This window comes from Nostoc edaphicum CCNP1411 (assembly GCF_014023275.1).
GTDB classification, from domain to species: Bacteria; Cyanobacteriota; Cyanobacteriia; order Cyanobacteriales; family Nostocaceae; genus Nostoc; species Nostoc edaphicum_A.
The window spans coordinates 4,811,305-4,823,889 of record NZ_CP054698.1 but is presented as its reverse complement, the minus strand read 5'-3'; the positions used below and the strand labels follow the sequence as shown (position 1 = coordinate 4,823,889).

The 12,585-nt window shown below is 40.9% G+C and carries 12 protein-coding genes and 3 pseudogenes; 9 read left to right on the top strand and 6 right to left on the bottom strand.

Annotated elements, in window-relative coordinates; genetic code table 11:
• Nucleotides 1-15 precede the first annotated feature (15 nt).
• The 3 genes and pseudogenes from ppk2 to HUN01_RS22995 all read left to right on the top strand — a co-directional run bounded on the left by ppk2 (nucleotide 16) and on the right by HUN01_RS22995 (nucleotide 1,527).
• Entirely contained in the window at nucleotides 16-939 is a 924-nt protein-coding gene (gene ppk2 / locus HUN01_RS23005; RefSeq protein ID WP_181928136.1) for a polyphosphate kinase 2, read from the top strand.
• A 196-nt stretch (nucleotides 940-1,135) separates the two neighbouring features.
• Nucleotides 1,136-1,216 (top strand): annotated as a pseudogene (locus HUN01_RS35595) (type II toxin-antitoxin system HigB family toxin); the annotation flags it as partial.
• 77 nt (nucleotides 1,217-1,293) lie between these two features.
• Nucleotides 1,294-1,527 carry a hypothetical protein gene (locus HUN01_RS22995; RefSeq protein ID WP_181928135.1) on the top strand — a complete coding sequence of 78 codons (234 nt, stop codon included), beginning with the start codon at nucleotides 1,294-1,296 and terminating at the stop codon, nucleotides 1,525-1,527.
• 258 nt (nucleotides 1,528-1,785) lie between these two features.
• Here the strand turns inward: HUN01_RS22995 and HUN01_RS22990 are convergent.
• Together HUN01_RS22990 and HUN01_RS22985 are read right to left on the bottom strand one after the other, a co-directional pair.
• Nucleotides 1,786-2,031: pseudogene (locus HUN01_RS22990) on the bottom strand (DUF5615 family PIN-like protein); the annotation flags it as partial.
• Nucleotides 2,032-2,113: 82 nt separating this feature from the next.
• The gene (locus HUN01_RS22985) at nucleotides 2,114-2,365 is read right to left on the bottom strand and encodes a DUF433 domain-containing protein (RefSeq protein ID WP_181932788.1); all 252 of its coding nucleotides are present in this window, start codon (nucleotides 2,363-2,365) and stop codon (nucleotides 2,114-2,116) included.
• Between the two features lie 308 nt (nucleotides 2,366-2,673).
• Between HUN01_RS22985 and HUN01_RS22980 the strand changes: the two genes are divergently transcribed.
• The 5 genes from HUN01_RS22980 (at nucleotide 2,674) to HUN01_RS22960 (ending at nucleotide 7,099) form a co-directional block, all read left to right on the top strand.
• Nucleotides 2,674-2,967, top strand: a complete 294-nt coding sequence (locus HUN01_RS22980) for a BrnT family toxin (protein ID WP_181928134.1) — start codon at nucleotides 2,674-2,676, stop codon at nucleotides 2,965-2,967.
• Nucleotides 2,964-3,173: a BrnA antitoxin family protein gene (locus HUN01_RS22975; protein ID WP_181928133.1), complete on the top strand. Its 210-nt coding sequence runs from the start codon at nucleotides 2,964-2,966 to the stop codon at nucleotides 3,171-3,173. The genes HUN01_RS22980 and HUN01_RS22975 overlap by 4 nt, the downstream gene beginning before the upstream one ends.
• A gap of 384 nt (nucleotides 3,174-3,557) precedes the next feature.
• Nucleotides 3,558-4,991: a DNA methyltransferase gene (locus HUN01_RS22970; protein ID WP_181928132.1), complete on the top strand. Its 1,434-nt coding sequence runs from the start codon at nucleotides 3,558-3,560 to the stop codon at nucleotides 4,989-4,991.
• Between the two features lie 11 nt (nucleotides 4,992-5,002).
• The gene (locus HUN01_RS22965; protein ID WP_181928131.1) at nucleotides 5,003-5,992 is read left to right on the top strand and encodes a type II restriction endonuclease; all 990 of its coding nucleotides are present in this window, start codon (nucleotides 5,003-5,005) and stop codon (nucleotides 5,990-5,992) included.
• Nucleotides 5,993-6,595: 603 nt separating this feature from the next.
• Complete coding sequence (locus tag HUN01_RS22960; RefSeq protein WP_181928130.1) at nucleotides 6,596-7,099, top strand: hypothetical protein; 504 nt, start codon at nucleotides 6,596-6,598, stop codon at nucleotides 7,097-7,099.
• Here the strand turns inward: HUN01_RS22960 and HUN01_RS35585 are convergent.
• Nucleotides 7,086-8,188 (bottom strand): annotated as a pseudogene (locus HUN01_RS35585) (ISAs1 family transposase). The gene HUN01_RS22960 and the pseudogene HUN01_RS35585 sit on opposite strands and share 14 nt — an antisense overlap.
• Nucleotides 8,189-8,413: 225 nt before the next feature.
• On the opposite strand from HUN01_RS35585, the gene HUN01_RS22945 reads away from it, so the two are divergent.
• Entirely contained in the window at nucleotides 8,414-8,869 is a 456-nt protein-coding gene (locus tag HUN01_RS22945; protein WP_181928127.1) for a HEPN domain-containing protein, read from the top strand.
• Nucleotides 8,870-9,229: 360 nt separating this feature from the next.
• Here HUN01_RS22945 and nifD read toward each other — a convergent pair whose 3' ends face one another.
• The 3 genes from nifD to HUN01_RS22930 form a co-directional block, all read right to left on the bottom strand.
• Nucleotides 9,230-10,672, bottom strand: coding sequence for a nitrogenase molybdenum-iron protein alpha chain (gene nifD, locus HUN01_RS22940; protein ID WP_181928126.1), 1,443 nt, complete (start codon nucleotides 10,670-10,672; stop codon nucleotides 9,230-9,232).
• A 155-nt stretch (nucleotides 10,673-10,827) separates the two neighbouring features.
• Complete coding sequence (gene nifH, locus HUN01_RS22935) at nucleotides 10,828-11,706, bottom strand: nitrogenase iron protein (RefSeq protein WP_181928125.1); 879 nt, start codon at nucleotides 11,704-11,706, stop codon at nucleotides 10,828-10,830.
• A gap of 351 nt (nucleotides 11,707-12,057) precedes the next feature.
• Nucleotides 12,058-12,414 (bottom strand): globin domain-containing protein, encoded by a 357-nt coding sequence (locus tag HUN01_RS22930; RefSeq protein WP_181928124.1) that lies wholly within the window; start codon nucleotides 12,412-12,414, stop codon nucleotides 12,058-12,060.
• Nucleotides 12,415-12,585 lie beyond the last annotated feature (171 nt).

Here is a 12,585-nt window from a genome sequence, read left to right as displayed (position 1 = left end):
CATGGAGTCACTGCAATGTCAATTGATGAAGTTGAAAACCAACAAAATAATGGTCTAGTTCAACCCTCTACAGACTTAATAGAAAAACTAGTAAAGGCAAAAGACAAGAAAAAAGCTAAAAAATCCAAACGGATTTTTGATGGTAGCACAGAAGCTTTTGCCAAGAAAATTCCCAAAAAAACTTTTGAAACTGAACTAGAGCAACTCCAGATTGAGCTAGTCAAAATGCAATACTGGATTAAGCACACTGGCTATCGGGTTGTTGTCATATTTGAAGGGCGCGATGCTGCCGGTAAAGGAGGAGTAATTAAACGCATTGCCGATCCACTCAATCCTCGTGGCTGTCGTGTAGTTGCTCTGGGAACTCCTTCCGATCGCGAGAAAACTCAGTGGTATTTTCAGCGCTACGTGCAACATCTTCCAGCAGCAGGTGAAATTATCCTCTTCGATCGCAGTTGGTACAACCGAGCCGGAGTTGAAAGGGTGATGGGTTTTTGCACTGAAGCAGAATATCAAGAATTCATGCAATCTTGCCCGGAATTTGAACGAATGCTGGTGCGATCGGGCATTGTTTTAATCAAGTACTGGTTCTCCGTCAGTGATGAAGTACAAGAGGAACGGTTTCTCTCTCGCAGTCACGATCCAGCCAGGCGCTGGAAACTCAGCCCAATGGATTTGGAATCACGCGATCGCTGGGTAGAATATTCCAAAGCCAAAGATACCATGTTTGCTTACACAAATATTCCAGAAGCCCCCTGGTTTACCATTGAAGCAGATGATAAAAGACGGGCGCGGCTCAACTGCATTCATCATTTGTTGAGCAAAGTTCCTTACGAAGATATGACACCTCCTCCATTAGACCTTCCGTCTAGACCCGTGGCTGAGGATTATGTTCGCGCCCCTCGTAATGAGCAGTTCTTTGTCCCTCAAGTCTATTAAGTTGATTAAAATATAAGATTAGCGATCGCAGGTGAGTTATATGGATAACAGAGTTATTAAGACATTAGAGTTTTGAGATGCACGTTATTGGCTGAATGAATTTGCTAAACTTCATCCAGATACAAATAACGCCTTGGTTTAGTGGTATGGATTGGTCAAGGGAAATGAGTTTGCCTCATTTGTGGAACTCCGTGAAATGTTTCCATCGGCAGAGCAAGTCGGTAAATTGACAGTGTTTAACATTGGTGGTAACAAAGTTAGACTCATTGCCGCAATTCATTACAACTGCCAAAAAGTCTACATTCGGGCTGTGTTAACGCATTCAGAATATGATGAAGGAAAGTGGAAAGAACAATGCAAAGTTTTAACCTTGATCAAACCATCACCGCTTGGTCATCTATTGCGGAAAACGTCTTTGTTCCTCACACAGAAGAGGAATATGAACGCTTGGTTGAGATCCTTGATTGTCTCATCGATCAAGTTGGTGAAGACGAGACGCATCCACTCGCTTCTCTAATGGAAGTGATTGGTGTTTTAATTGAAAACTACGAAACTGAGTATATTTCTGAGTTAGAGGTGATCGCTTAACTTCACCCAGTATAAATATACAGTGGCGTGTTGTCGAACTGGGGCGATCGCACTATCTCGTAAATTAGTTTAATGCGCAATCATCAGGATTTGGGCAAAGTACCCGGATTGTTAATTGAGGTAGTAACAGTTTAATGCGTAGGCGCAGCCCGTCGTAGACATCGCCTAGTTTATTGCCGAGTCAGGGCGTAGCCCGTCGCAGAAATCACTACAACGGCTTACTTCTTGTGCATTTCATAGACAATCCCTCACAAAGCTTTAGTACAATTCTAAGCAATGCAGACTTGGATTATTCAAAAGCTCCTGAATTACCTCCACCCCAGAACGAAGTAGAGATTCAACTTGTTTTGTTGGTGCATTTCCACAGCGTAGCCATACAACTTTAGGTGGAGAACCGTACAAATGGCTTCTTTCGGCAAAGTCTACATCTTGAGTTACGATGCAAAAATCATTGGTTTTAGCAAATTCCCATATTTCAGTATCAGTCTTTACTTCTAGTCCATGAAACTGAACATGACTGGAATCAGGGAAAACGTCTGCTAATTGAGTACCAGCTTGCGACTCAAATTTTGATCAAAAAGCAGCTTCAAATACCACCTGCCGTCTGCGTAACGTTTGGTAGAGAGGCAACTAAACGATGTTCACGGTCAGCAGCAAACTCTAGACTTGCCCTAATATCTTCTTCTGTTAATTCAGGGAAATCGTCTAATATCTCTCCATGAGACATACCAGCTGCCAACCAGCCTAGAACATCGTACACGGTGATTCGCATCCGTCTAATACAAGGCTTACCATCTCGCTTGTCCGGTTCAATTGTAATAATATCGTGATAGCTCATGGTGATTATAAACTGCATAGCATCTTTCTAAGTCTAGAACAGCTTTACATCGTGCTGCAACGAGGCGATGTCTACGACGGGCTACGCCTACGCAACAACAGTCTACTTCTTTTACTGCCATAGTCTACGACGGGCTATTCGGCGATCGCACTATCTCGTAAAGTACTTTTATTAACACGCAATCATCGGGATTTGGGCAAAGTAACCGGATTGTTAATTGAGGATTGGACGGTTTAATACGATAGATTCACCCATAATAATGATCGCCTATACTTGCTCATAAGAAACTTTGTAACTACAATGTATGTATGAGTGAGATAAAATTTGAGTGGAATCTCTCCAAGGCTAAAAGCAATGAGCGTAAGCATGGCGTATCATTTGAAGAGGCTAAAACTGTCTTTTATGACGAAAATGCGCGTTTAATTTACGATCCAGAGCATTCAGTTGAGGAAGATCGGTTTCTTCTGCTGGGTATGAGTGATGAGTTTCGATTATTAGTGGTCTCTCATCTGTATAAAGATAGCGATCGCCTAATTCGTATTATCTCTGTTCGTACAGCTACAAGACACGAACGTAAGCAATATGAGGAGTTTTTGCCATGAAAGATGAATATGATTTTTCTGAGTCTGTTCGTAATCCCTATGTGAAAAATCTGAAAAAGCAAATTACAATCCGCTTAGAAGAAGATGTGATTGAATACTTTAAGTCTCTTGCAGAAGAAACAGACATTCCCTATCAAACTTTAATTAATCTCTACTTACAGGATTGTGCCAAGTCTAAGCGTAAACCTTCTCTCGACTGGGCATAATGTTTAAATAGTTTAGTAAAGTTGATCAAAAGCATGGATGGGAGTCTTGGCGCAGTCCACCGTAGCCATCGCACTTTCTCGTAAATTAGTTTTATTAACACGCAATCATCGGGATTTCAGCAAAGTATCTGGATTGTTAATTGAGGATTGGACGGTTTAATGCGTAGGCGCAGCCCGTCGTAGACATCGCCTAGTTTATTGCCGAGTGAGTGCGTAGGCGAAGCCCGTCGCAGACATCGCAACAACAGTCTACTTCTTGTGCATCTCACACACAATTCCTAAATATACAGTGACTTTTTGTAAAGTTTGGGCGAATCATATATCTAACCCTAAAATTTAGAACTATACTAACTTGACTAGTTAATTCTCTAGGAAAATTCATCTGTGATCAGCCTAGCAAGTGTTTCCAATACCGTGTCCGAAGTGGAAAGTGATGGTTTAGGTGAAATTGACAATCTTGATAGGCAACTGTATCAGTGCTTCCAGAGTAAATTTTTAGTTCATCCTTCATTGACACGACTTATAGTTAGTTTTCAAGCTAACAAAACTAGACCTATCTATCGGTGGTATAAATATAAAGAAGCTTTCTCTGCATCTCTTATAGAATATCTATTACAACGATATAAAATTACTAAAGGTAAGGTTTTAGATCCATTTGCAGGCAGTGGAACTGCGCTATTTGCTGCTAGTGAAGCTGGAATTGATGCTGACGGTATTGAATTATTGTCCATTGGTCAACAAATAATTAATGCTAAAAAGCTTTTAGATTCTGAATTCACTCCTGAAGATTTTGATAGGATCAAAAATTGGTCAAAGTTACAGGTTTGGAAGCAGTGTGAGCAGAAACAAGACTTACCAGAATTGAGAATCACAAAAGGAGCTTATCCTGAACTAACTATAAATGCAATTGAGCAGTATCTTGCAGCTTGCAAACGAGAAAATCATAGAGTCCAAGCAGTTTTAAACTTTGCCTTACTGTGCATTTTAGAATCCCTAAGTTATACACGTAAAGATGGACAGTATCTGCGTTGGGATTATCGTTCCGGTCGTGGACAGAGCAAGAAACCTTTCAACAAAGGCGAAATTCTAGAGTTTGATAATGCGATCGCCAATAAAATAAGTGAAATTATTGATGATTTACTGCCTTCTACACAACAAATTGAGCTTTTCCCAATTAAAAATTCTCAAGGTCAAATTCATCTTTATGGAGGATCTTGTCTTGAGATTATGCCGCGCCTAGCCAATTCCGTATATGATGCAATTATTACATCCCCACCCTATTGCAATCGATACGACTATACTCGCACTTATGCACTGGAACTAGCTTTACTTGGTATTTCTGAAAAAGAATTAATTAACCTTCGTCAGGAAATGCTAAGTTGTACAGTTGAAAATCGCCCCAAAGATTTATTGACTATCAACTCAGACTGGAAAACAGCCTTAGCTATTGCTGATTCACAGAATTTGTTGCAGGCTATCTTGAAATATTTAGATAACCAAAAAGCAAAGGGTGCATTAAACAACAATGGTATACCAAGAATGGTCAGAGGATATTTTTATGAGATGGCGTGTGTAATACAAGAATGTTTTCGTGTTCTTAAACCAGGGGCACTTTTATTCATGGTTAACGACAATGTTCGTTATGCAGGCGCAAGCATTTCAGTAGATATGATTCTCTCTGATTTCGCCGAACAGCTAGGTTTTGTTATTGAAAATATTCTTGTTTTGCCAAGTGATAAAGGTAATAGTAGCCAGCAAATGGGAAATCATGGACGCGATCCATTGCGGAAGTGCGTTTATGTATGGAAAAAGCCATAAATTTAATTCCTATGTGTTCCTATCAAAATCATCTTCAATCCATTGATGATCTTATAACAACTTATGAAGCAATTCGTGCAGGTTTTGTGGCTCTTGCACTGGAGAAAAATCGACGTGCTACGCCATTCGTCGCAGAAGCAAGGGCACTTAAAGAAGCTGCTAGTCAAGCTGAGAGTCCTATTGAATTACTAAAGATTAAGGGCATTGAGATGGGATTGTTAACTGCGGCAGGCTTATCTGATAAATCTCTAGCGCACCTGATGCCAGAGGATAAGGTAGAGGCTGTAAATGGTCTGATCAAAAATTTTCTTGAACCAGCAGGTGCAAACTTTCCAGAAGAATTGGTTTTTAGATTTTTACTGACTCGTGGTGACACACTTGGTGGTTCAATGCGAAATGTTGGAGGCGTGTTGGCACAAAGAAAGCTGACTCGTGCAATTCTCTCCACTCTCACGATCGCGGGTACAAGATACCACTGGCAACACTCAAAAAGTAAAAAGTGGATAGCCATGACAAATAATGACTCAGAAATTGAGTTATCTTTACGAGGAATAAGCTGGGAAAGCGAGATTGGTAATCGCACACTAATTTATAACCTGACTGTCCCGCTAGTTAGAAGTAATGTGGATCTATGTTTGTTTAACTTAGCCCCAGCAGAGTTAGTCGCCAACAAATCTAGCACCATTGAACCATCTGTAGTTGCGCCATACGTTATCGCCCTTGGTGAACTTAAAGGCGGCATAGATCCCGCAGGCGCAGATGAGCATTGGAAAACTGCACAAGCAGCACTAAATCGTATACGTGAAGCATTTTCTAGAGTAGGGCATTCACCTCTGACTTTCTTCGTAGGATCAGCGATGTCTACGACGGGCTACGCCTACGCTAGAAGGATGGCAGGCGAAATCTGGAATCAATTGGAAAACGGCACTCTCAGTAACGCTGCTAATTTAAATCGAGAGAACCAAGTTGCATCTATTTCTCGTTGGTTGTGCAGTCTATAAAGATGTATCTGCTGGTAGTGATTGTTTTCCCTATCATGCGATCGCTACAATGGTATACTTCTTCTGCATTTCACACACATCTCTGCGATCGCACTATCTCATAAATTAGTTTTATTAACGCACAATCATGGGGATTTCAACAAAGTACCCGGATTGTTAATCGAAGATTGGACAGTTTAGTGCGATCGCAAGCTGGTTGTCGAAGAATGCAATCACACCAACGTTCTACTTCTTATGTATCTCACACACTCTCTCTGAATGTGATCGCACCAACAGTCTAATTTTTATGCATCTCACAGATAATCTTTGTCATGGGATCACTACAACAGTCTACTTCTTGTGAATCTCGCACATAATTTTTAAAGACGATCGCAATATCTCGTCAATTAATTTTATTGACACGCAACTATCAGGATTTTAGTAATATATGCAGCTATTAGGGTGCGTTACGCTTTGCGACAACGCACCACATCTACAATTTTATAGAAATTTTCTGTTCACTTAATGTTTGCATTACGGTCAAATTTGCTATATTTAAAGCCAAATTCTTAATTTTGATGTATTATTTATAACAATTAGTGTAAATAAAAATTATATTGCAGTATGGAATCTCAATTAATTGAAATAAAGCTTAGTAACTTAACTCCTATCTCTGATGATATCGATGTTCTAATCATTCGTGAGTTTTGGGAAGAAGTAAGTAATGTGTTGTTAACATCAAGCTTGACTATAACGCCTTACAAGATGGCTAAACAAAATTACTTGATTGAAATTGATACCTCAGATGTAATTTTGTTTCTAAAAACAGCAGAGATTTGTGAACAAGATCCAGCAGTTCTTTGTCAACGCATGGATGAGCAAATTAAGCTTGGATATCATATGCTTAGTAGCATCCTTAAACTTCGCTTGAAATATGAGCTATGTAATGAAACAGAACAAGATGTACTCCAAGTTGTTGTTGGAAAGTTCTTACAGCAGCTTTTTTTGGCAATGAATCTTTCTCTTCCAGGTAGCATTACACTTTACTCATCAGAATATGTAAAAGCTAATGAGCTTGTACCAAAGTTTTTTTCTTTATATAGGATACCCAGGGCTATTTCATTCTAAAAAATTGCTTAAGTGTGTCTAACCCAAATGAACATAATCGTTGAGCTTGTGCCATATTTTCAAACATTTGACTTCGATATAAATTCAGAGTGAAATTACGAGCGATAGCAAAAATCTGGGGTAAAGGTTTAGTACGAATTCTAGAAGCGTCTTCTCCTTGAGTTACATCTCGAACATAATGAACTTTATTTTCAACACCCCAATATCCCCGGATGCGCTCGCTAAACTCTTGGGCTGTCGTACTTAAGGAAGATATGTAATAACGTGTTTCATTTTGGACTTCAATATGATTGTGTCTGATAGTCTGACGTTCTGATTGGACTCGGATGATAGTTTTCAGACCAGGCCAGAATCTGATATCATTTGGCGACTGACAAATACTAACTCTACGTTTTTCGATTCGACCATGACCTTTATTAATTAGTGAAACAGTAGAGTCTGGTATAAAATTTGTTTTAACATCTTTAAACAGACCTGGTTGGTTGCCTTTAAGGGCAGCAATGTAATCATTGCCAGTTTCGATTATCAATTCACAAGTTTTTTTTGGGTATTAATCGCATCAAAAGCGAAAACTACCCCTTGAAGAGCTAATTTTTGAATCAAAATTGGTAGAGCTTTAATTTCATTGGTTTTAGCATCTACTTCCCACGGCTCTAAAATCAAACCACGCTCGACAATATAGGTGCTAACTAACATTATTGCCGGATGAGAATCGGAATTTGGATTATCTTCTTCGATTTGATACGAACCTTTGATGACTTTGCCATCTAACCCTATGGTTTCTCCGCAGACTGGTTGTATATTAAAGAACTTAGCAAGACACGCTCCATATTCCTCGTAATTAACCTGTAACAAGGCACGACGTAAGGTGCTATATGAGGGTAATCTATTTTTCGCAGGTTTTAATAGTTCTATCAATTCTTCGTGGTAGCTTGCAATCCAATCTCCGATTGCTAAAAATCCTTTATTCCCCGCTGCGATCGCAAGGGTAAATAATGCTAGACACAATGGCAACGTATGACGTTGCCCAGCCCGGCGGCGGGGGTCTTGAAGCTCAAGAAAAGCTTCAATTATTGCTGGTTGGCTCACGGTACTAGATGTATTTCATTTTTAGTGCTACATTTTACCATACAGCCTTTATGTTTAGAATGAAATAGCCCTGATAGGATACCAGGTGTAAAGCCTGATGTTCCAAAACCTCCCGATCTGAGTGCATATATCCTAGAATCTGCCTTTATTCATGCTTTACGTAGAGGCTGGCCAAAACTAACACAACTTCCTTTTCAAACTGTATGGAGTTGGGTAACAGAAGAATTGCCATATTCTTTAGACTTGGCAGAAAAACCACACCATAAAGCTCTATTTACACTTCTTAGAATTACCAGCACTCAAACTAATCAGACAGACACTATTCTGCTAATTGCACAAGCCCTTGAAGCACTTTTTGTTGATGGTAAAGAAGGAATTGGTAATACTTTAAAGCAACGTCTAGAGCTAGTCCTTGGAACACCTCAAACTCATAAAAACTGGTTTAGTAAGTTTTATAATCGTAGGAGCCAAATTGCTCATGGTAGTATGCCTATCTTGCGCCCTGGTGATTTATATGATATGGATGACCCATCTATTGAGAACTATATTGAAGAATTCTATGGATCAATAGATGAAGCAGTTGCAGTTATCCTAGCAGTTTTACAAGATTTGATATGCAACAATGCTAGAGAATACTGTTTTCTTCAAAATGTTGTTAGACCCAATCGACACAATCAGTAGGTAAAAAATAAAAATTTACTAAATAATTAGTAAAATAATTACACTTATAATAGAGTTATGTAGAGTTGTTTAACTATATATAATTAAAGCAGATATGGGAGGTGTGAGTAATTCAGTAGGGTGCGTTGTCGCAAAGTGCAACGCACCCTATTATAATTTGCATAACGTAATCGCCTACCTTGTTGTCAAATAAAGGCGATCGCACCATTTAATCTAAAAAATCGTCATTAAAAATAGTCTTTCATTTTACAGTTTTCCTTTGAGCAAAATGCTTTTAAAATCTAAAAACCAGACTCCATAAGAGTTATACTATCTAAAGCATCAAAACAGATTGTTCTTAGATAACCCTGCAACCTGCATTTAGGCTAGAAATAGACTCTTTTTTCTACCCCCGCGAAAAAACCTTACATTATATGATGTTGAGGAGCGATCGCTAGGTTCGGAGTAATCCCAAGAGTGCATTTGACGGAAAGGAAGACCCATCTTTTGGAAGACATACTTCTCTTTCACACCAGAAGCTACTAGGTCAGGCTTCAGCGCTTTGATAAATTCCTCGAATTCGTAAGCGGTAACGTCGTCATAAACGATGGTGCCGTTTTCGATGTAGTGAGTGGTACGTTTGTAATCGTCATTATGAGCGAACTCATAACCTGTACCAATCATCTTCATGCCCAAGTCTAGGAAAGCTGGGACAACGTGGCGAGGACGTAGACCACCAACCATGATGGCAACAGTCTTACCATCCAAACGGGGGCGGTACTTAGCAATTACCGCATCCATTGTGGGCTGATATTTGGCGATAACTTTCTCAGCGTTTGCTTGGATTGTTTCGTCAAACTTGGAAGCGATTTCCCGTAAAGATTCAGCAATCTTGGTGGGGCCGAAGAAGTTGTATTCCAACCAGGGTATACCATAAGCTTCTTCCATGTGACGGCTGATGTAGTTCATCGACCGGTAACAGTGGATGAGGTTCATCTTCACATTGGGGGTCATCAACATTTCGTTGATGGTGCCATCACCTGACCACTGAGCGACTACGCGCAAGCCGATTTCTTCTAACAGGATGCGGCTAGCCCAAGCATCTCCACCGATGTTGTAGTCACCAATGATGGCTACATCATAAGGAGTACCTTCAAACTGAAGTGTACCGTCTTTTTTCGCTTGGTCTGCTCTGGTGAAAACCCAGTCACGAACCATGTCGTTAGCAATGTGGTGTCCCAAAGATTGGGAAACACCTCGGAAACCTTCGCAACGCACAGGTACAACTGGCTTGCCGATTTCTTTCGATGTCTTCCGAGCAACTGCTTCGATGTCATCCCCAATTAGACCGATGGGGCATTCTGATTGAATGGAAACACCACGGTTGAGGGGGAAAAGTACATCTAGTTCTTGGATTAGCTTGACAAGTTTCTTGTCACCACCAAACACGATATCTCTTTCTTGGAAGTCAGAGGTGAAGTGCATAGTACCAAAGGTATCAATACCTGTGGTGCCGATGTAGTAGTTACGACGACCAGACCAAGACCAGTAACCGCAACCTACAGGCCCGTGGCTGATGTGGATCATGTCCTTAATAGGGCCCCAAACCACACCTTTAGAACCGGCGTAAGCACAACCACGAGCGGTCATTACCCCAGGAAGGGATTTGATGTTAGATTTAACGCCGCAATCGGACTTACCTTCTTCGTATACACTTAAGTGCTTTTCGCGCTTTTTAGCAGCTTTGTCTGGGTAAGCACTGAGAACTTCTTTAATTAGTTCTTTTCTTTCTTCGATGATGTTTTGATTTTCTGGAGGTGTCATATTTAGCCTCTGTGACTCGTAAGGATCGGGGCATAGGGGGACTAGGAGTCCCCTCTAAGATTAGGGGAGAGATGCAAGAGAGAGAGGAAAAGGTAAGATATGGAACTCTTCCTTTTTCCTTGTGCTAAATCGTTATTTTTTAGCGGCTACTTAGACTAAGCTTGAGTCTGACCAACCAATTTGGCAGCATTTTCTTCGCTTTCGAGAATACCAAATTCAATCAACAATTCTTCTAGTTCTTCCATTTCGATGGGTGTAGGAATAGACAGGTTTGTGTTGTTGATGATCTTGGTAGCCAATGTCCGATATTCGTTAGCTTGGTTGCTTTCTGGTGCGTACTCGTTAACAGTCATGCGGCGCAATTCTGCGTGTTGAACAATGTTGTCACGGGGTACGTAGTGAATCATTTGGGTGTTCAACCGTTTTGCCAAGGTTTCGATCAATTCGATTTCTCGGTCTGTGTTACGGCTGTTACAAATCAAACCACCCAAACGCACGCCACCGGTGTGAGCATACTTAAGAACACCACGAGCGATGTTGTTAGCAGCGTACATCGCCATCATTTCACCAGATGTAACGATGTAGATTTCTTGTGCCTTACCTTCGCGGATAGGCATTGCGAAACCACCACATACAACGTCACCTAATACGTCGTAAGATACGAAGTCTAGGTCTTGATAAGCACCATTTTCTTCTAAGAAGTTGATGGCGGTGATAATACCACGACCGGCGCAACCTACACCGGGTTCTGGCCCACCAGATTCTACGCAACGAACGTTACGGAAACCGGTTAACATTACTTCTTCGATTTCGATATCTTCTACTGCACCACGTTCTGCGGCGAGGTGAAGAACGGTTGTTTGAGCTTTGCTGTGCAGCATCAAACGGGTGGAGTCAGCTTTAGGGTCGCAACCGACGATGAGGATGCGTTGACCCATTTCTGCCATAGCTGCCAAGGTATTTTGAGAGGTGGTAGATTTACCGATACCGCCCTTACCGTAGAAAGCTATCTGTCTAATCTTTTCTTCTGTCATTGTTCGTGTTTCCCTGCAATTGGTTGGTTGGTGGGTCTGTGCGTTTGTCAGTTGCGTTCACGCCAGTTGAGCGACAGTAGTGAGCGCGTGTAGAGCATCGTTAGTAGCGTTGGCATAAATGCCTGCTGGGGGCGATCGCTCCACAGCCCAAGTTATTGACAGTAAGTACATCGATCTTCCTCGTTAAAAATTTTTTTTCTTTTGGTTATTTGTCCTTTGTCCTTTGTCATTTGTTTTGACAAAGAACAAAGAAAATTACGCAATTTACAAATACGTCATAATGTGTTTCAGCTTGCAAGATTCGATAGGACTTGATGTTGTTATTTGTCAACAATCAATGCATAAGTCCTATTACTTGTTCAAAATAGCGCCCTTCATGTTTGTGACGCGATCTAGTGCAGCTTTGGTATTTTCTGCTGACACTCCACGCACAGCCATTGCTTCACCGAGATGCTTGGCGATCGCATCGAAGTGTGGTTGCTGTAAATTCAATCCTGCGTGGGTTTTGTCCATTGGACGACCGCCGTATTGCTTTGGCCCTTCAAATATTTGAGCTAAGAAAGCAACTAGATGATTGCGTTGCTTTACCATGTCTGTACCAGCAAAAACGGGGCCGAGGAGGCTGTCTGTAGCAATGCGTTTGTGGAGTTCATCTACTACTTGTTCAATAGCCGGTTGTCCACCAATGTTGTCGTACAATGTGCTCATACTTGTCTCCTTTGAAGCGAGTTGGATGATGAAATTTGCAAGTAGGCGCTTAATCTCTTTGCCTATATGCTGTTAGCCGTCATAGCTAATTTAGCTATCGGTTGTCGGTAGGATTGAAGCATTGATGAGAAGACAATTATATGGTTCAAATCCTACTTTCTATTCCTGGCT

What these genes read in the sequence shown, in the direction of transcription:
- nifD (WP_181928126.1), bottom strand. Translation starts at nt 10,672, where the DNA reads ATGACACCTCCAGAAAATCAAAACATCATCGAAGAAAGAAAAGAACTA.
- ppk2 (WP_181928136.1), top strand. Translation starts at nt 16, where the DNA reads ATGTCAATTGATGAAGTTGAAAACCAACAAAATAATGGTCTAGTTCAA.
- HUN01_RS22975 (WP_181928133.1), top strand. Translation starts at nt 2,964, where the DNA reads ATGAAAGATGAATATGATTTTTCTGAGTCTGTTCGTAATCCCTATGTG.
- HUN01_RS22965 (WP_181928131.1), top strand. Translation starts at nt 5,003, where the DNA reads ATGTGTTCCTATCAAAATCATCTTCAATCCATTGATGATCTTATAACA.
- nifH (WP_181928125.1), bottom strand. Translation starts at nt 11,706, where the DNA reads ATGACAGAAGAAAAGATTAGACAGATAGCTTTCTACGGTAAGGGCGGT.
- HUN01_RS22985 (WP_181932788.1), bottom strand. Translation starts at nt 2,365, where the DNA reads ATGAGCTATCACGATATTATTACAATTGAACCGGACAAGCGAGATGGT.
- HUN01_RS22960 (WP_181928130.1), top strand. Translation starts at nt 6,596, where the DNA reads ATGGAATCTCAATTAATTGAAATAAAGCTTAGTAACTTAACTCCTATC.
- HUN01_RS22930 (WP_181928124.1), bottom strand. Translation starts at nt 12,414, where the DNA reads ATGAGCACATTGTACGACAACATTGGTGGACAACCGGCTATTGAACAA.
- HUN01_RS22995 (WP_181928135.1), top strand. Translation starts at nt 1,294, where the DNA reads ATGCAAAGTTTTAACCTTGATCAAACCATCACCGCTTGGTCATCTATT.
- HUN01_RS22980 (WP_181928134.1), top strand. Translation starts at nt 2,674, where the DNA reads ATGAGTGAGATAAAATTTGAGTGGAATCTCTCCAAGGCTAAAAGCAAT.